We start from the raw sequence: 18,494 nt of genomic DNA, 5'->3' as shown, positions 1-18,494 counted from the left end.
GCGCAGAACGAGCGAGTTACTTCAGGCCCTGACCGGAGAACAGCATCACCTTGTCGCCGGCGAACTGCACGCTGATGAAGCTCTTCTCGTCGCCCCAGGTGCAGCTGGTCAGGCCCACGGCGCCCGAGCATTCGGTGGGGCTGCCAAGCATGCTCTCCACCTCGCTCTTGGCCATGCCGGCCTTGAGCTTGGAGTAGTTCTCCTGATTGATCTTGCCGCAGGCGGCGAGCAGGAGGCAGGCGGTGAGAACAGCGAGATTGCGCAGCGACATGAGGAGAGCTCCAGAAGACGGGGACAGTGCAGCAGAGCTTGGCACAGGACCAGCCCGACTGCGCCCCTCGGACCTCAGAAGCGTGAGCCAGGTTCCTCGAGGAAGGCCAGCTCCGACGCCGTGGAGCCGCGGCCGAGAATCGCGTTGCGATGGGGGAAGCGACCGAAGCGCTGGATCACCTGGCGGTGGCGTCCGGCAAAGTCGAGATAGTTGGCGAACAGCTGGCATTCGTTGGCAGAAGCCTGATCGAGCAGCGCAGTGAACAGGCGGAGCGCCTCGTCCTGCAGCGCCAGATCTTCGGCATGCTCCAGCACCAGATAGACGAAGACCCGCTGGATGGCCGGCAGCTGCTCGGCCAAGCCGCGCTCCAGCCCCTGGCGGACCAGAGCCCTGGCGCGTGCATCGCCGGCAAATGCCTGCGGCGTGCCACGGTGGATCATGCGCGGCAACTGGTCCAGCAGCAGGATCAGCGCCAGCCAGCCCTGCGGCTGTTCGGCCCAGTCCTGCAGCCCACCGGAAAGCGCCGCAGCGCAAGGCTCGCCGAACAGGCGACGGGCCTCGTCATCCTGCTCGGCACGGTAGCCGAACCACAGGCCCTGGCGCCGGGCAGCCACCTCGCCGGCGCTGGCTTCGGTAGCACCGAACCACCAGTCCAGCAGCGGCTGCCAGGCGTTCACGCTCAGGCCTTGTGGTAGGCCGTGGCGCGCTCGACTTCTTCCTTCGAGCCGAGGAACACCGCCACGCGCTGGTGCAGGGACTCCGGCTGGATGTCGAGGATGCGCTGGGTACCGTTGGTGGAGGCACCACCGGCCTGCTCGATCAGCATCGACATCGGGTTGGCCTCGTACATCAGGCGCAGCTTGCCGGGTTTCTCCGGCTCGCGGGCGTCACGCGGGTACATGAACAGGCCGCCACGGGTGAGAATGCGGTGCACGTCGGCCACCATGGAGGCGATCCAGCGCATGTTGTAGTTCTTGCCCAACGGGCCTTCCTTGCCGGCCAGCAGCTCGTCCACATAGCGTTTCACCGGGGCTTCCCAGTGGCGCTGGTTGGACATGTTGATGGCGAACTCGGCGGTGCTTTCCGGCACGCGGATGTTGTCGTGGGTGAGCACGAAGCTGCCCATCTCGCGATCCAGGGTGAAGCCCATGACGCCGTCGCCGAGGGTCAGCATCAGCATGGTCTGCGGGCCGTAGATGGCGTAGCCGGCGGCGACCTGCTTGGTGCCCGGCTGCAGGAAAGCCTTCTCGTCCAGGCTGTCGTTCTGGCTCAGGTATTCGTCCGGGCAACGCAGCACGGAGAAGATGGTGCCGACCGAAACGTTGACGTCGATGTTGCTGGAGCCATCCAGCGGGTCGAAGACCAGCAGGTAGGCGCCTTTCGGGTACTTGCCCGGAATCTGGTAGGCGTTGTCCATCTCTTCGGAAGCCATGCCGGCCAGGTGGCCGCCCCACTCGTTGGCCTCCAGCAGGATCTCGTTGGAGATCACGTCGAGCTTCTTCTGCACCTCGCCCTGCACGTTCTCGGTGCCCATGCTGCCGAGCACGCCGCCGAGGGCGCCCTTGGAAACGGCATGGCTGATTTCCTTACAGGCGCGCGCGACCACCTCGATGAGGAAGCGCAGGTCGGCCGGGGTGTTGTGGCTACGGGTCTGTTCGATCAGGTAGCGGCTCAGAGTGACGCGCGACATGGAGGTGCTCCGGAAGCTTGGAAAAATCGGCGGCAGTTTAACCGTTTGCAGGCTTCGGCGCCTCTGCCGAAACCGACAGCAGATGAGAGGATGGCGACATGCAGGAAGTTCAGTGCCACGGCCCCGTTGCAGGGCCGTGGACATGGGTGTGGCTTACAGGTCCCAGGCCAGGGACAGGTTGATGCCCTGCTGATCCTGATCGTCGGCGTTGCGGTAGGTGTAGGCACCGCGCAGCGACAGGCCCGCAGCCAGCTTGTGGCTGACACCGACGCTGGCGCGCCAGGTCTTGTCGTCCGGGGTGTAGCCATCGAGGGTGTAGCCGATGGTCGGCAGGCTGCGCAGCGACATGTCCACGTCGGTGGCGTCGTCTTCGTACTCGCGCTCCATCGCCACTTCACCGAACAGGCGGGTCTGCTGGTTCAGGTCGAACAGCCCCTGCAGGCCGACACCCAGGCGCTTGGAGTTGCGTTTCTGGTCGCCGAAATTGAGCGCGGTGGCGCTGGAGCTGTCCTCGGAGTAGCCATCCACCTCGACCCGCGCATAGTCGGCGCTGACGAACGGGCTCAGGTGCCACTGGCTGTCGACGCTCTGGGCGATGTCGTAACCGACACGACCGCTCAGGCTCCACAGGTCGCCGTCGGTATCGCCCTTCTCGCTACGAGTGGCCGGGCCCATGTCGAACTTGCGCTTGAGGTCGTCGTAATCCAGGTAGCCGATGCTGGCCGCCAGCTCGCCCCACCAGCGGTTCTGCTGGTACTGGGCAAAGGCGGTGCCCAGGTAGCTGCGCAGGTTGTAGTCGGAGTCGGCCGCGCCGGCCTCCAGGTCCTGCTCGTACAGGCCTGCAGCCAGGCCTACGCGCCAGGCGTCATCCAGGCGATAGCTGCCACCGAAGTTGAGGCTGTAGCCGTTGCCGTCGGAGCTGCCACCATAGGTATCGAAGTCCAGCCGCTGGCCGCCACCGTTGACGAAAGGCCGCCACTGACCGACCGCCTGCCAGGCCTCCCAGTCCGCCTGCCACTGGGCGCGCAACTGATCCTGGTGCGAGCGCAGGGTGCCATGCGCCATCTCCGGCAGCAGGCTGACTTCCCAGGGCGCGGACAGCAGCGAATAGGCGTAGTCGGCGATCAGCGTCTGCCCGGCGATGGTCGGGTGCACGCCATCGTTGAACAGTAGCTTGGTCGGATCGGGGTTGGTGCCGTTGATGCCGTAGACCGGATTCTGCACCGTACAATCGTCGAAGCAGGTGCCGATCAGGTCCTGGTCGGTTGCCAGCCCATAACGACCAGGATCGGCCAGTACTTCGGAGAGCATCAGCGGGATGTTCAGCGGAATGATTTCGGCGCTCATGCCGGACAGCTGACGAACCAGCTCCGCATTGAACTCCACACCCAGCTGGGAAACGGTAGCAGCGAGGCCGGTGCCGGAAATGGCCGGCGTCTTACCCACGTCAGGCAGCAACCAGACCATGATGTAGCGCGCACCGGCCTGTTGCAGCACTTCGACGCTATCGACCACACGCCCAGCGGCGGCCTGCGCCGTGGCGGTATCGGTTACGCGCAACTGGAGGAAGTCGTTGCCGCCACCAGTGATGTAGTACAGGGCGTTGGGGTCGGCCCGCAAGCCGGTGGTGGGCAGGTAGTCGTTGTTGACCGAGTCGAGAATCTCATCGGAGCGATAGCCACCCACCGCCCAGTTGTTGCCACCATCGTTGGCCGCAGCCAGGCCCTCCTCGCCCAGCCCCAGGCGGGAGCCCAGCAGCATCGGTGCGACGGGACCGAAAGCCTCGCCCGGCAGATAGGTCGGGCCTACCCGGTTGGTGAAGCGCATACGACCACCGGCGACATCCGGATCATCGAACCAGCCGGCATCGCTCAGGCTGTCGCCGAACACGACCATGGAGGAATAGGGGGAAGAAGATGCATGTGCCGACAGGGCGGTGCCGGCGAGCAGGCAGGCGGCTGCCAGCGGAGTCAGGAGGCGCTTCATCGTGATGTCCTTATGATTGTTATTGGACCGCTTGAAACGCCGTGACTGTAACGTGATTTTCTTCTCAATTCACCAAGCGCTTGCTTCGGAGAACTAGTGTTCACTGGCCTGCGGCTTGCGCAGCAGGCTGAAGGCCATACCGCCGAGCAGAGCGACGCCGGCCAGCAACACGCCCCACAGGCCGATGCGTTTCCAGTCCGCGGCGGACTGCGCGGCTTCGGCCGCCTCACGCACCACTGCCGGCACGGCCTCAGGCGCGATGGCGCGGCCGAGGGTGGCCAGGCGTTTGGGTTCGTAGCCGGGGATCAGGGTGCCCAGCGGCAACGCCGCGGAGCGCGCCGAGGCATCGCCCAGTGCCAGCCAATAGGGTGCCGAGCCGCGGGCGAGGAACACCACCTGGGTGCCGCGTACCGCCACGCGGATCGTCGGCGCCTCGCTGCCGAGGCCACCGCCACGGGCGTCGACACGCAGGCGCAGCTGCTGCACCGGCGTGCCCCATAGCTCGATCTGGTCCTGCAGTGTTTCCTTGCCATCCTGCGGCAGACGATAGAGCAGGCCACTGGTCAGCGGCTGCCACTCCAGCTTGCCGGCGCTGCGCGAGGACAGACTGACCGGCGCCAGCACGTTGCCGGCCGGCAACGTCACCCGTAGCCGTTCCAGGGGCAGCGACAGTGGCAGCTCCCAGCTGTACTCACCGACCTTGCTCGAGGTCGGCGCCAGCGCCGCGGACCAGGCCAGTGGCGGCGCCAAGTCCTGGCTCTCGATACTCACCAGGCGCGCGACCAGCAATGCCGGGGCCTGTTGCGGTGCCTGCCAGAGCAGACGCAGGTAGCGCGCCTTGGCCCCCGGCAACTCCACCTCGCGCTGCTCGACACGCTCGTCGGCGAAGCTCAGGCGGGCGATCTGCCCGTCTTCCCAGCGCTGCCAGTGCTGCAGGTCGTCGCTGGCCTCGATGGTGAAACGCTGGAAGCCTTCCTGATCGGAGCTCCAGTCCAGTTGCAGGCGGTGCAGCGGCTGGTCGAAGGCACTGGCATCCAGCAGCCAGCCGCGCAGGATCTGCTCGCCCTGCCCCGCCGGCTCCGGCGCTACTTCCACCAGGGTGCCGGTGGTACCGCGTTGCACGCGAATGGCCGGCGCCGCCTGGGTATCGGCCGCGCCACGCAGCGGGAACCATTTCACCGCGGCCTCGCGGCGCTTCTCCTCAGGCAAGGCGCTGCCCAGGGTCAGGGCATAGGCCAGCTCCTCGCCCTCGGCGTTGAGCACCCGCAGGTCGCGCAGGTCGGCGTGGCTGGCGGCCATCTGCATGCCGAGCGGCAACTCCAGGCGATACCAGGGGCCCTCGCCCTCCAGCGTCAGCGGCACCTGGGTAGCGTATTCGGCCTGCACCAGCGGCGCGGCGAGCAGCGCCACGAGGGCGATCGACAAGCACTTGTTCATGCATTCACCTGTGCAGATTCGGGTTTGCGGGGCGGCAGCGGGGCGAAGTAGCCCACCACCAGCAACAGCACGCCCACGCCGATGAAGGAAATGATGCGCTCCAGGCCACCGCGGTTGCCCAGTTCGACGAAGAACAGCTTGGCCACCACCACGGCGATCAGCGCCGCGCCCAGCAGCCACAGCTCGCGGCGGGCACGCAGGTGGCCGACGATCATCAGCGGCAGGGCGATCAGGGTCCAGACGATGGACAGGCCGGCCTGCACCAGCATCGAGTCGAGTAGTGCATCCAGCTCGTAGGGCACCCCGCCCCAGTGGTGAGCGGCGCGGAATACGGTGGCGGTGAGCACGACGAACAGCGTGGCGCCGGCGACTATCTGCGCGATGCGTTCGCTGTGCGCCGCCAGCCCCAGCTGCGGCAGCCCCGCACGCAGCCAGGCGTAGATCGCCAGCAGCACCAGCAGCATGCCCAGCTCCAGCGGGTTGAGCAGCGGCAGGTAGGGTAGCGGATCGGCGCTGCCGTCGCTGGCGATGTTGGCCAGCCACAGCCAGCCAAGCATCAGCAGCGCCAGCGGTGCGGCGGCCAGCACCCGGTATTCGCGCGGGTAGGCTGCTACCGGCCAGGGCCAGGCACGCGGGGCAGCCATGGCCAGGAGGAAGGCGCTCGGCAACACGGCCCAACCCAGCCAGCGCCAGGCGTTGTAGTGCTCGGCCAGCAGCATCAGCAGATAACGCAGCTCCAGAGCCAATACACCGAGGATCAGCCAGCAACCCAGCACATGGGCCGCGCTGCGCACGCCGGCAGGCAGCAGCTCGGCCAGACGCTTGAGCGACCAAAGGTGCACGGCGAACAGCAGCCCCCAGCCAAGCCAGCCGAAACCGGCCGCCGGATGGTAGGTACGCTCGCCCAGGTGCAGCAGGATCACCAGGCCGGCCGGCACCAGCAGGCTGCACAGCAGTGCTAGCGAACGCCAGCGCAGGCGCCCGGCCAGCCAGCTCCACAGCGCCACGCTGAGCGCGGCCAGCGCCAGCAGCGCGGCGCCCTGCAGCTCGACGGCGACGAAGCGCAGCACCTCGCTGCTCAGGGCCAGCGCCCACCAGGCGGCGCCCCAGGCCAGCAACATCTGCGACAGGCGCTGCAAGCTCAGGCTACCCAGGTTGCCCGCCTGCTGGCGTAACAGCACATGGCGCAAGCGCCAGGCACCGACCTGCGCGGCCAGGGCCAGCACCAGCGGTGCCAAGAAGCCAGCATGCGCCAGCGGACGCAATCCCTCGCTGGGCAGATAGCCGAGCAGCAGCGGGCTGGCAGCGAGGAAGGCGAGGCCGCCGACCACCTGCTGCAGCAGGCCGAACAGGAAGCTGGCACGCAGCTGCAGGCGCAGGCTGAGCCAGATGATCAGCAGGCCAGTACCGGCCCACACCGCCGCGGCACTCTGCCAGGGCAGCACGAACAGCACCGCCAGGTTGACGAACAGCAGACCGACCAGCATCACCAGCGACAGCCCGCGCATCAGGCCACGGTCCTCGCTGACCAGCTTGTCGCGCACCGCGATCAGCATGCCGGCCACCAGCGCCAGGCCGATCAGCGAGCAGACCATCAGGCCGCGCCAGCCGGAGTCGAGCACGCCCGCGCCATCCGCATCGGCGCCGCGCAGCCGTGCGAGGAACAGCATGCCGCCAAGCAGCTGGATGGCGAATGCGGTGAACAGGAAGGTGCGCGACTGCAGGCGCAGGCCAGCAAACAGCGTCGCCAGGCCGGCCAGCGCCCAGGCGATGGCCGTGCCTTCGGGGCCCAGGCACAGCGGGGCGATCAGGTAGAGGAAGCCCAGACCGACCGCCGCCAGCAGCGGCAGGCCACGACGCTCCCAGGCCCGGCTGACGTCAGCCGGAGCCTGGCGCAGTTGCCAGAAGCTGAACAACAGCGCCACCCCGAGCATCAGCGCGCCCAGCGGTGCGCCGTCGAGCACCGTGTCGCTGGGGATGGAGAAGCTGATCCCGTCGAGGAAGGCCAGCGCCGCCGCGAATTGCAGGAACAAGGCGAACGTGCGCGCCAGCGGCCGCCCCTGGCGCAGGCCCAGCCAGTAGATGCCGGCGCCCTCCACTGCCCAGGCGGCCGACGTCCAGCGTGCGTCCAGGCCCAGCGGGATGGCCAGGGTGGCGAACACCACACCCAGCGCCAGGCAGGTCTCCATCAGCAACAGCACATTGCGCCCGCGCAGCAGGCGCGCCAGGACCATATAGAACAGACCCAGGCCGAGGGCGCTGAAGGCGGCGGCGAACTCGAGGTGCTGGACGATGGCGTACTGCAGGCCGAAGCCCACCAGTGGCGGGCCGAACAGCACTGTGCCGTCGACATAGTCGGCGCGCCCGCGGGCCCAGCGCAGCAACTCGTCGCGCTCCTCGGGGGCATCCGCCGCCTCACGCAGCTTGCGCCGGGCGAACAGCAGGCCGATGGCCACGTACATCAGGAAGAACAACACCAGGAACGGCTCGGTGCTCCACAGCAGCTCCGGTGTGTAAGAGCGAATGCCCCAGGCGAAGCCGATGCCGAAGGTGCCGACGAAGCCGACCAGGTTGAGCAGGCGCCAGGCCTTGAACCAGGCGATGGCGAGGATGCCGGCGTTGAGCAGGATGAAATAGGAGAACAGCGCCACATGGTTGCCGCTGCCGGTGGAGGTGAGGATCGGCGCGGCGAAGCCGCCGAGCGCCGCCGCTACCGCCAGGCCCAGGGCGTTCTGCGCCACGGCGAGGATGGCCGAGAAGGCGGTGACCAGCACCAGCAGGCCGAGGGCCAGCTTGGGGTCGAGCAGCGGGTGCAGGCGCATGGCGGCGAATACCGTCAGGTACAGCACGGCGATGCCGGTGCCCTGCAGCATCAGACCGTAGTTGGGGTTGCGTCGGCGCAGCCACCAGCCCAGCCCGAGCAGGGCGATGGCGCTGGCCGCCACGCCGGCGTAGCGCAGCTCCACCGGCACCACCATGCCCTCGGTGGCGTAGCGCAGGAGGAAGGCCAGGCCGAGGAACAGCAGCACCACGCCAACCCGCAGCACGGTGTTGCCACCCAGCAGCCAGGCCTGGGCAACGTCGATGGCGCGCTTGATGGCCGAAGGTTCACGCGGTGCAGCCGGGCGACGCGGCTCGTTGGCCTGCGGTGCTACGGACAGTGGCGCAACGGGTTCTTCAGGGGCCGGGCGCGAGGCCTCGGTAGCAGCTTGCGGCGCCGGGGTGATCTGCTCCGGCAACTCCCAGACCAGCTCCATGGGCTCCGGCTCGGACTCGGGCGGAGTGGCCTGCTCGACATCCTCAGGAGCCATGGCGGCAACCGGCGCCACAGGGACGGGTTGCTCCTCGACCGGCTCGCCGACAGTACCGCCCTGGCCGCTCTCGAGCTTGACCAGGCGCTCGTACAGCGTCGTGGTGCCACGCTCGAAGCGTTCGGCGAAGCCCTTCAGCTCCGCGCGCAGCCTGGCATTGTCGGTCGCCAGTTGATGCAGGCGCAGCGCCTGTCCGAGGCCCAGACCGATCAGCCCGCCGAGCAGGGCCGAAGTCACCGATTCCCCGGCCAGTGCACCGAGCACCAGGCCGACCAGCATGAAGATCCATTGCATGCGCTTTGTCCCTGAACTGTCCCGCCGCTCCCGGCAGGTCGGCCGAGTATATCGGCGCCCACCGTGGACACTACACAGACGTAGGCCAACTGGCGCACAGACACAACGCTTCGCTTGCTCACGTTCTGCGCAGTTTCCGCCGCCCATGAAAAAGCCCCGCCGAGGCGGGGCTTTTTCACTACCGATCCATAATCGGATCGAGGATCTCGCGAGCTAGAGCCAGGCTAGGCGAGATCGGGTGAAGAAGCGCAGTTTACGTAAAGTAAATGAGCATTCTGAACCCGGTCTCAACGACGCCTGGCCGACGCGCAGCAGATCGTCGGCCGATTATCAGAACTGAGCAGCGTCCAGCAGGTACAGCGACTCGCTACCAGCCTTGACCGAGGCGGTCAGCGAGTGGATACGCGGCAGCAGGCGGGCGAAGAAGAAGCGCGCGGTGCCCAGCTTGCTGGCGTAGAAGTCGTCCTGACCTTCCTTGCCCAGCGAGGCGCGAGCCATCAGGGCCCACATGTAGGCGTAGGCGGTGTAGCCGAACACGTGCAGGTACTCCACCGAGGCGGCGCCGATTTCGTTCGGGTTGGCCTTGGCCTGGTCGATGACCCAGGCGGTCAGCGCGTCGAGGTTCTCCACGGCGGCTTTCAGCGGTGCGGTGAACTCGCCCAGCGAAGCGTCGGCGGAGGCGACGAAGGCCTTGATCTCGTCGGACAGGTGCTTGTAGAAGCTGCCACCGCTGCCAACGATCTTGCGACCCATCAGGTCCAGCGACTGGATGCCGTTGGTGCCTTCGTAGATCTGGGTGATGCGGCAGTCGCGGATCAGCTGCTCCTGGCCCCACTCACGGATGAAACCGTGGCCGCCGAAGATCTGCTGGCCGTGCACGGTGGTTTCCAGGCCCATGTCGGTGAGGAAGGCCTTGGCGACCGGAGTGAGCAGGGCGACCAGCTCCTCGGCACGCTTGGCGGTTTCCTTGTCTTCGCTGTACTTGGCGGTGTCCAGCTGCATGGCGACGTAGCTGGAGAAGGCACGACCGCCCTCGTTCAGCGCCTTCATGGTCAGCAGCATACGGCGCACGTCCGGATGCACGATGATCGGGTCGGCCGCCTTTTCCTTGGCCACCGGGCCGGTCGGCGCGCGGCTCTGGATACGCTCGCGGGCGTACTCGACGGCGCTCTGGTAGGAACGCTCGCCCAGGGCCAGGCCCTGGATGCCGACGCCCAGGCGCTCGTAGTTCATCATGGTGAACATGGCGTTGAGGCCCTTGTTCACTTCGCCGACCAGGTAGCCGGTGGCGCCGTCGAAGTTCATCACGCAGGTGGCCGAGGCCTTGATGCCCATCTTGTGTTCGATCGAGCCACAGCCCAGCGGGTTCTTCTCGCCCAGCGAGCCGTCGGCGTTGACCATGAACTTCGGCACGATGAACAGCGAGATGCCTTTCGGACCAGCCGGGGCGTCCGGCAGCTTGGCCAGCACCAGGTGGATGATGTTCTCGGTCAGGTCGTGCTCACCGCCGGTGATGAAGATCTTGGTGCCGCTGATCTTGTAGCTGCCATCGGCCTGAGGCTCAGCCTTGGTGCGGATGATGCCCAGGTCGGTACCGGCGTGCGGCTCGGTCAGGCACATGGAGCCGGCCCAGACGCCGGAGTACATGTTCGGCAGGTACTGCGCCTTCAGCTCTTCGCTGGCGTGGTTGAGGATCGACAGGCAGGCGCCGGCAGTCAGCATCGGGTACAGGCCGAAGGACAGGTTGGCCGAGTTGACCATTTCCTCGACCTGGGCGCCGATCACTTTCGGCATGCCCATGCCGCCGAATTCCGGCGAGCCGCCAACACCGACCCAGCCGCCATCGGCGTAGGTCTGGTAGGCCTCGGGGAAACCGGCCGGGGTCTTCACCACGCCGTCGGTCCAGGAGCAGCCTTCTTCGTCGCCGCTGCGGTTCAGCGGGGCGATGGTGCCGCCGGTGACCTTGCCGGCTTCCTCGAGGATGGCGGAGGCGGTGTCGGCGTCGACTACTTCGGCCAGGCCGGGCAGCTCGGCCCACAGCTTGGAGACGTCGAAGACTTCATTCAGAACGAAGCGCATGTCGCGCAGGGGAGCTTTGTAGTCGGCCATTGGTAAATCCTCGAGCGAAGCCACGAAACGGCCGAAGCACGGCCTATTGATGCGAGCTCAGGAGTCTAACCGAACAACTTTTCAGACACATAGGTTCACGTTGTGACCGATAGTTCACACCCTACAGACACGCCTGCACCATGCAAAAGGCCCGCACTAGGCGGGCCTTTGCGAGCACAGACCGGCGGTCAGACGAACTGTTCGGCCGCCAGGCGCATCAGGCATTCGCTGCCGGCATCGGCGGATGCCAGGTGTGCGCCGGCGCGCGGCAACAGGCGACGGTAGTAGAAGTCGCAGGTCGCCAGCTTGGCCTGGTAGAAGTCGACATCGGCCGTGCCGGCGTCCAGCTGTGCCTGGGCCACCACGCCCATGCGCGCCCAGAAGTAGGCCAGCACGACGTAGCCCGAGTACATCAGGTAGTCGACCGAGGCGGCGCCGACTTCGTCCGGGTTCTTCATCGCGGCCATGCCGATGCGCTGGGTCAGCTCGCCCCACTGGCGGTTGAGCCTGGCCAGCTCGCCAACCTGCGCCTTGAGCTGCGGGTGCTCGGCCTGGGCCTCGCAGAACTTGTGGACGATCTTGGTGAAGCCGGCGAGCAGCTTGCCCTGGCTGCCGAGCACCTTGCGCCCGAGCAGGTCCAGCGCCTGGATGCCGTTGGTGCCTTCGTAGATCGGCGCGATGCGGCAGTCGCGCATCAGCTGCTCCATGCCCCACTCGCGGATGTAGCCGTGGCCGCCGAACACCTGCATGCCCAGGCTGGTGACTTCCAGACCGGTATCGGTCATGAACGCCTTGCAGATCGGGGTGAGCAGGCTCAGCAGGTTCTCCGCGGCGGCAACCTCCTCGGCATCCTGGCTGTGGGTCAGGTCAAGCAGCTGCGCGGTGAAGTAGGCCAGGGCGCGGTTGCCCTCGTTGAAGGCCTTCATGGTCAGCAGCATGCGGCGCACATCCGGGTGCACGATGATCGGGTCGGCCGGCTTGTCCGGCGCCTTCGGCCCGGTCAGCGCGCGCATCTGCAGGCGGTCGTGGGCATAGCGCACGGCGCCCTGGTAACTCGCCTCGCCGTTGCACAGGCCCTGCATGCCGGTACCCAGGCGGGCGTGGTTCATCATGGTGAACATGCAGTTGAGGCCCTTGTTGGCGCCGCCGATGAGGAAGCCGCGCGCCTCGTCGAAGTTCATCACGCAGGTGGCCGAGGCCTTGATGCCCATCTTGTGCTCGATCGAGCCGCAGGACACGGCGTTGCGCTCGCCCACCGAGCCGTCGGCCTGGACGTTGAACTTGGGCACGATGAACAGCGAGATGCCCTTGGTGCCGGCCGGCGCGTCGGGCAGCTTGGCCAGCACCAGGTGCACGATGTTCTGGCTCATGTCGTGTTCGCCGGCAGAGATGAAGATCTTGGTGCCGGTGATCGCGTAGCTGCCGTCGGCCTGGGGTACGGCACGGGTCTTGATGATGCCCAGGTCGGTGCCGCAGTGAGGTTCGGTCAGGCACATGGTGCCGGTCCAGGTGCCCTCGGTGAGTTTGGTCAGGTAGGTCTGCTTCTGCTCTTCGCTGCCGTGGGCGTGGATGGCCGACATGGCGCCCTGGGTCAGGCCCGGGTACATGGCCCAGGAGGTGTTGGCCGAGCTGACCATCTCCGCGATGATCAGGCCGAGGGAATGCGGCAGGCCCTGGCCGCCGTAGGTGGCATCTGCCGACAGGCCGTTCCAGCCGCCCTCGACGTACTGGGCGAAGGCCTCCTTGAAGCCCGCTGGCGTGGTCACCACGCCGTCCTGCCACACCGCGCCTTCTTCATCACCGCTGCGGTTGAGCGGCGCGAGCACCTGCTCGCAGAACTTGGCACCCTCTTCGAGGATGGCGCCGACCATGTCCGGGGTCGCGTCGCTGGCGCCGATGTGCTGGTAGGTCGAGGCGTAGTCGAAGACTTCGTCGATCAGGAAGCGCATGTCGCGCAGCGGAGCCTTGTAATCGGGCATGGCGTTTTCTCCGGAAGGGGCGCGCCCAACCGGCACGCGAGTGGAGGAAAACTAACGGCCAGGCTTACCGCGGGACAATGACGCTGCGCGCGCTGAATGCAGCGCCATAACCCGCCGCCTCAGTCGGCGCCCGCTTTGACCCGCACCGCACCACGGCGATTCTCGCCCTGCGCCACCACGCAGTTGCGCCCGGCGCGCTTGGCCGCATAGAGCGCCTTGTCGGCGCTGCGGATCACCTCATCGGCGTTGCGCTGGTGCGCCTCGCGCTCGGCCACGCCAATGCTGATGGTCACCGAGACGCTGCCGGCGCCGCTGGTCTTGCGCCGTTGGCGGCCTTCCTTGTCGTTCTTCGGCCGCTGCTGGCGATCGCGCAGCTGCAGGGGGTAGTGCTCCACCGCCTCGCGCACCGCCTCCAGGTGGGGCCGGCATTCGTCTAGGCTCTTGCCGGGGAACACCAGCGTGAATTCCTCACCGCCATAACGGTAGGCCTTGCCTCCGCCACCGATGCGGCGCAGGCGACTAGCGACCAGCTTGAGCACCTCGTCGCCGACGTCGTGGCCGTGGGTGTCGTTGAATTTCTTGAAGTGATCGACGTCGGCCATGGCGATCACATAGTTGCGCCCCAGGCGCTGCAAGCGGTCGTTCAGCACGCGGCGCCCCGGCAGGCCGGTGAGCTCGTCGCGATAGGCCATCTGGTAGGCCTCGTGCACCACGGCCGCCACCAGCATCAGCATCACCAGGCTGCTCATCACCTGCAGGGCATGCGGCAGGATGAAGGTGTTGGGCAGCATCCACAGCAGGCCCACCAGGCCGAGCAGGATCGCCGCGTGCAGCGGCCGCGGCTGGCGCAGGTACTGCACCAACAGCAGGACGGCGGCGATCAGGAACAGCGGATAGGCGAGCTGGACCAGGCTCATCCACTGCCCGTGCCACAGCGGCCAGTGCACCTCCGCCAGCCAGGCCTGCAGGCCTTGCGGAAAGCGTCGTGCCAGCGCCAGGCAGGTACCGCCCACCGCCAGCAAAACGGCGGCGCGGGCGATCAGGTCCTGCACCAGGTGGCTGCGCTCGCGCCAGGCGCCATACAGGCCGTAGAGCAGCGGCAGCAGCAGGCTGCACAGGTGGAATACCAGCGCCGCGTCGGCGCGTACCTGGCCGTGTTCGCGGAAGTGATCGGTCTGGGTATCCAGCAGGAAGTAGGCGAGATACACCACCACCAGCAACGACAGCTCGCGCTGGCGGCCATAGACCACGCAGACCGCGCCACCGAGCAGCAGGAGCAGGGTCGGCAGCACGTTGAACAGCGACTGGAAGAACTCGTTGAGATGGCCCAGCCGCGCGATCAGCAGTCCGGCGACCAGCAATGGCAGCGAGGTGAGCAGGTGATCGGGACGGTAGTCGGCGAGACGGGGCACGGGCGATTTCGCGAAGGATTGAAGAGATGCGGCATTTTGCCTGTATCGCGCGCAAACGGCAGCGGAAATCCTTCGCAGCCTGTCGGTTGCATTTCCTGCGCCCAATAAAAAACCGCGGCCCGAGGGCCGCGGTTTTCTGACCTGAGGTCGAACCGGACTTAGTAGCCCAGAGCGAAGTGCTCTTCGTTCATGTCCATCAGGTTGCTGGCGCCGGACAGCATGGTGGCGACGTGAGTACGGGTACGCGGCAGGATGCGCTCGAAGTAGAAGCGGGCGGTCTGCAGCTTGGCCTTGTAGAAGGCCTCGTCCTCGGTGCCGGCAGCGATCTTCTCGGCAGCCAGGCGCGCCATGTCGGCCCAGAAGTAGGCCAGGCAGGCGTAACCGGAGTACATCAGGTAGTCCACCGAGGCGGCACCGACTTCTTCGCGGTCTTTCATCGCGGCCATGCCCACTTTCATGGTCAGGTCGCCCCACTCTTTGTTCAGCTGTGCCAGCGGTGCAACGAGGCCCTTGATGGCTTCGTTGCCTTCGTTGGCCTGGCAGAACTTGTGCACGATCTTGGTGAAGCCTTTCAGGGCTTCGCCTTGGGTCATCAGGACTTTACGACCCAGCAGGTCGAGGGCCTGAACGCCGGTGGTGCCTTCGTACAGCATGGAGATACGGCTGTCGCGAACGTTCTGCTCCATGCCCCACTCGGCGATGAAGCCGTGGCCGCCATAGATCTGCACGCCGTGGTTGGCCGACTCGAAGCCGACTTCGGTCATGAAGGCCTTAGCGATCGGAGTCAGGAAGGCCAGCATCGCGTCGGCGGCTTTCTTCTCTTCTTCGTCCTGGCTGTACTTGACGATGTCGACCTGCTTGGCGGTGAAGTACACCATCGCGCGGTTGCCTTCGGCGAAGGACTTCATGGTCAGCAGCATGCGACGCACGTCCGGGTGGACGATGATCGGGTCAGCGGCTTTGTCCGGCGCTTTCGGGCCAGTCAGGGAACGCATCTGCAGACGCTCGCGAGCGTACTTCAGGCCGCCCTGGAAACCGATTTCGGCGTGAGCCAGGCCCTGCAGAGCAGTACCCAGGCGGGCAGTGTTCATGAAGGTGAACATGCAGTTCAGGCCTTTGTTGGCCGGGCCGATCAGGTAGCCAGTGGCACCGTCGAAGTTCATCACGCAGGTGGCGTTGCCGTGGATGCCCATCTTGTGCTCCAGGGAGCCACAGGAAACGGCGTTACGCGAGCCAACGCTGCCATCGGCGTTCACGTTGAACTTCGGCACGATGAACAGGGAGATGCCCTTGGTGCCTTGCGGGGCGTCGGGCAGGCGGGCCAGGACGATATGGATGATGTTATCAACCATGTCGTGCTCGCCGGCGGAGATGAAGATCTTGGTGCCGGACACTTTGTAGGAGCCGTCAGCCTGAGGCTCGGCCTTGGTGCGCAGCATGCCCAGGTCGGTACCGCAGTGCGGTTCGGTCAGGCACATGGTGCCGGTCCACTCGCCGGATACCAGCTTGGTCAGGTAGGTGTGCTTCTGCTCGTCGGTGCCGTGGGCTTCGATGGTGTTCATCGCGCCGTGGGACAGGCCAGGGTACATGCCCCAGGACCAGTTGGCTTCGCCGACCATCTCGCTCAGGGCCAGGCCCAGGGACTCCGGCAGGCCTTGGCCGCCGTGGTCAACGTGGTGAGCCAGGCTCGGCCAGCCGCCTTCGACGAACTGCTGATAGGCCTCTTTGAAGCCGGTGGGGGTCTTCACACCGGACTCGGACCAGGTGCAGCCCTCGAGGTCACCAACACGGTTCAGCGGAGCGATGACTTGCTCACAGAACTTGGCGCCTTCTTCCAGAATGGCGCTGACCATGTCCGGGGTGGCGTCTTGGCAGCCAGGCAGGCTCTGATAGTGCGCTTCGTAGCCGAGCAGTTCGTCGCGAACGAAGCGGATATCACGCAAGGGGGCCTTGTACTCAGGCATAGCGGTAAACCTCTACGGTGGATTCCTTGGTATTGGGGTGACCGTCTGGAGCGGTCGTTCGCGGGATTTCTCCCAGCGCCCGGCAGGCACGAACCGGCCCGGCAATCAAACAGGCGTTTGAAACATACGTTTACGCCCTACCCTTGTCAAGCATCTGCCCGGGCCGTTCAGGCCCGCAGATCGACGATCGGTGCAGGGCTCTGCAGCTGGGCCAGACGCAGGTACAGATCCAGTTTAGGCGGCGGTGCCGCAGGCTGCTGCTCGTCGTCGGCCTCAGCCTCGAGCGCCTGACGCTCTTCCTCCTCGGCCAGGCGCTCCTCGCGCTGCGCGGCGCGCTCTTCGATAGCGGCAGCTGCCTCCTCACGACGCACTTGAGCCAGCTCGGCACGCGCCAGCGTGGCCTGGGCCGACGCCTGGGCGGCGACGCTGCGATCCTGCGCAGAAGGCTCGGCCGGCGCCAGGGCCGCGCGCTGCACCAGTTCCATCTTGCGCAGGGTGGCCTCGGGGTCGTTGGGAACCGGACTGGTGTCGATGCTGACTTCACCACCGACGGCGTAGCTCTTGCCGTCCGGGCCACGCTTGAAGGTGTAGGTGGGAGCGCCAGCATGAGCACCGCCAATCGCCGCGTGAGCCTGCTCGTGGGCGCGCACCTCGCGGTCACGGCTGGCCAGTTCGGCTACCTCGAGGAGTTCCTGGCGCTGTTGCTGAGTTTCGCGAGGCGACTGCTCGTCGCCTTCGTCATCGGTACGGGCGGGGCTTTGCGTCTCATCACGCAGCTCGGACGAGTTCTTGTCGCTGGCCAGTGGCTCAGCAGCGGGATCGGCAGGACGGGAAAGCTCGGACGCAGGAGGGCGGGCCGCCAGGGAGGACGACAGGGGCGCCGCGTAAGCCATGGCGCTACCAATCTGCATTGCATCCCTCCTCGCCCGACCGGGCGAGCCCTCGGTTTACTGCGGCGCCGACAATCCGGTCAGGCGCGGGTATCGATCAGAGTACCCAGCACTTCGTCAGCGGTTTCCACCACCCGCGCGCTGGCCTGTACTTCGTTGCGGCCCTGGGTCAGCCCCACCAGGCTCTCGGCCAGATCGGTGCGGGCCTCGGGGCTGGGTTCGACCTGCTGGGCCGGCGGGGTCTGGTCTGGGCGCTGCACGGGCAGGGTGTTGCCGGCGATCTCGCCAGCCGCCTGATCGACACGGCGTTGCCCGGCCTGGATGCCGCTGAGACCCGCACTGAAGGCGCTACCGGAGATTTGCATGCTGATGACTCCCTGACGGGGACAGACTCGTGCAGACAATTGAAGCAGAAAATGCTCAAAAAACGTACAAAAAATGAGCAATGACCGATCAACGGCTTATAACGCGACCCCGAGCGGGCGCAAATCGAGATGCGCCGCCACCGCCTCGGCCGACGCCTGAGCCAGCCGTGGCACACGCCCCAGGCATGGCGCCGACAGCCGCTCGGCGAGGGTCGCCAGGTTCTCCTCCAGGCGCGAGGTCTGCGCATCGACGATATTGGCCACCCAGCCGGCCAGGCGCAGGCCATCGCGCTCGATCGCCTCTGCACTGAGCACGGCGTGGTTGATACAGCCCAGGCGCACACCGACCACCAGCACCACGGGCAGGTCCAGCGCCACGGCGAGGTCGGAGAGGCTCTCGCGGCCGGTCAGCGGCACCCGCCAACCACCGGCGCCTTCGACCACCGTGAAGTCCGCAGCGTATTGCAGCACTCGCTGCACTGACGGCAGCAGACGCGCCACGCTCAACTCGACACCTGCCTCGCGCGCCGCCAGGTGCGGTGCGATCGCCGGCTCGAAGGCGAACGGATTGACCTCGTCGTAGCCCAGCGCCAGCGAGCATTGCGCGAGCAGGGCCAGCGCGTCGTCGTTACGCAGCCCTGCGGCGGTGCGCACGCAACCGGAAGCCACCGGTTTTGCCGCCGCCGTGCTCAGCCCGGCCCGCCGTGCGGCATGCAGCAGGCCAGCGGCGATGGTGGTCTTGCCGATTTCTGTGTCGGTGCCAGTGATGAAGAAGGCCTGGCTCAT

Annotated in this window: 13 protein-coding genes; all 13 read right to left on the bottom strand. The window is 66.6% G+C overall.

The annotated features are described in order from the left end of the window. Positions 1-16: 16 nt before the first annotated feature. Complete coding sequence (locus PTT45_RS21070; RefSeq protein WP_273815949.1) at positions 17-271, bottom strand: hypothetical protein; 255 nt, start codon at positions 269-271, stop codon at positions 17-19. Between the two features lie 74 nt (positions 272-345). Then, on the bottom strand, positions 346-948 hold the full coding sequence (locus PTT45_RS21065) for a DUF924 family protein (RefSeq protein WP_273815948.1): 603 nt from the start codon (positions 946-948) through the stop codon (positions 346-348). 2 nt (positions 949-950) lie between these two features. Further along, the gene (locus PTT45_RS21060; protein WP_273815947.1) at positions 951-1,961 is read right to left on the bottom strand and encodes a class 1 fructose-bisphosphatase; all 1,011 of its coding nucleotides are present in this window, start codon (positions 1,959-1,961) and stop codon (positions 951-953) included. 153 nt (positions 1,962-2,114) lie between these two features. Further along, positions 2,115-3,947, bottom strand: a complete 1,833-nt coding sequence (estP, locus tag PTT45_RS21055; RefSeq protein ID WP_273815946.1) for an esterase EstP — start codon at positions 3,945-3,947, stop codon at positions 2,115-2,117. A gap of 93 nt (positions 3,948-4,040) precedes the next feature. Further along, a complete protein-coding gene (locus PTT45_RS21050) occupies positions 4,041-5,384 on the bottom strand; it encodes a DUF3999 domain-containing protein (RefSeq protein WP_273815945.1) in 1,344 nt (447 codons plus the stop codon). Then, positions 5,381-8,989, bottom strand: coding sequence for a DUF2339 domain-containing protein (locus tag PTT45_RS21045; protein WP_273815944.1), 3,609 nt, complete (start codon positions 8,987-8,989; stop codon positions 5,381-5,383). Before PTT45_RS21045 ends, PTT45_RS21050 begins: the two co-directional genes overlap by 4 nt. A 330-nt stretch (positions 8,990-9,319) precedes the next feature. Then, the gene (locus PTT45_RS21040) at positions 9,320-11,098 is read right to left on the bottom strand and encodes an acyl-CoA dehydrogenase C-terminal domain-containing protein (RefSeq protein ID WP_273815943.1); all 1,779 of its coding nucleotides are present in this window, start codon (positions 11,096-11,098) and stop codon (positions 9,320-9,322) included. A 188-nt stretch (positions 11,099-11,286) separates the two neighbouring features. Then, positions 11,287-13,077 (bottom strand): acyl-CoA dehydrogenase C-terminal domain-containing protein, encoded by a 1,791-nt coding sequence (locus PTT45_RS21035; RefSeq protein ID WP_273815942.1) that lies wholly within the window; start codon positions 13,075-13,077, stop codon positions 11,287-11,289. 119 nt (positions 13,078-13,196) lie between these two features. Continuing rightward, positions 13,197-14,489, bottom strand: coding sequence for a GGDEF domain-containing protein (locus PTT45_RS21030; RefSeq protein ID WP_273815941.1), 1,293 nt, complete (start codon positions 14,487-14,489; stop codon positions 13,197-13,199). 158 nt (positions 14,490-14,647) lie between these two features. Further along, positions 14,648-16,453 carry a phenylacyl-CoA dehydrogenase gene (locus PTT45_RS21025; RefSeq protein ID WP_273815940.1) on the bottom strand — a complete coding sequence of 602 codons (1,806 nt, stop codon included), beginning with the start codon at positions 16,451-16,453 and terminating at the stop codon, positions 14,648-14,650. A 167-nt stretch (positions 16,454-16,620) separates the two neighbouring features. Further along, a complete protein-coding gene (locus tag PTT45_RS21020; RefSeq protein ID WP_273815939.1) occupies positions 16,621-17,364 on the bottom strand; it encodes a putative metalloprotease CJM1_0395 family protein in 744 nt (247 codons plus the stop codon). A 59-nt stretch (positions 17,365-17,423) separates the two neighbouring features. Further along, complete coding sequence (locus tag PTT45_RS21015) at positions 17,424-17,708, bottom strand: hypothetical protein (RefSeq protein ID WP_273815938.1); 285 nt, start codon at positions 17,706-17,708, stop codon at positions 17,424-17,426. A gap of 96 nt (positions 17,709-17,804) precedes the next feature. Then, positions 17,805-18,494: a dethiobiotin synthase gene (gene bioD, locus PTT45_RS21010; RefSeq protein WP_273815937.1), complete on the bottom strand. Its 690-nt coding sequence runs from the start codon at positions 18,492-18,494 to the stop codon at positions 17,805-17,807.

Origin of the sequence: Pseudomonas sp. Gutcm_11s, from assembly GCF_028649395.1 — a bacterium.
In the GTDB taxonomy this organism is placed as follows: Bacteria; Pseudomonadota; Gammaproteobacteria; order Pseudomonadales; family Pseudomonadaceae; genus Aquipseudomonas.
The sequence above is the reverse complement of the archived record's forward strand: the minus strand, read 5'-3'. Positions and strand labels throughout refer to the sequence as shown.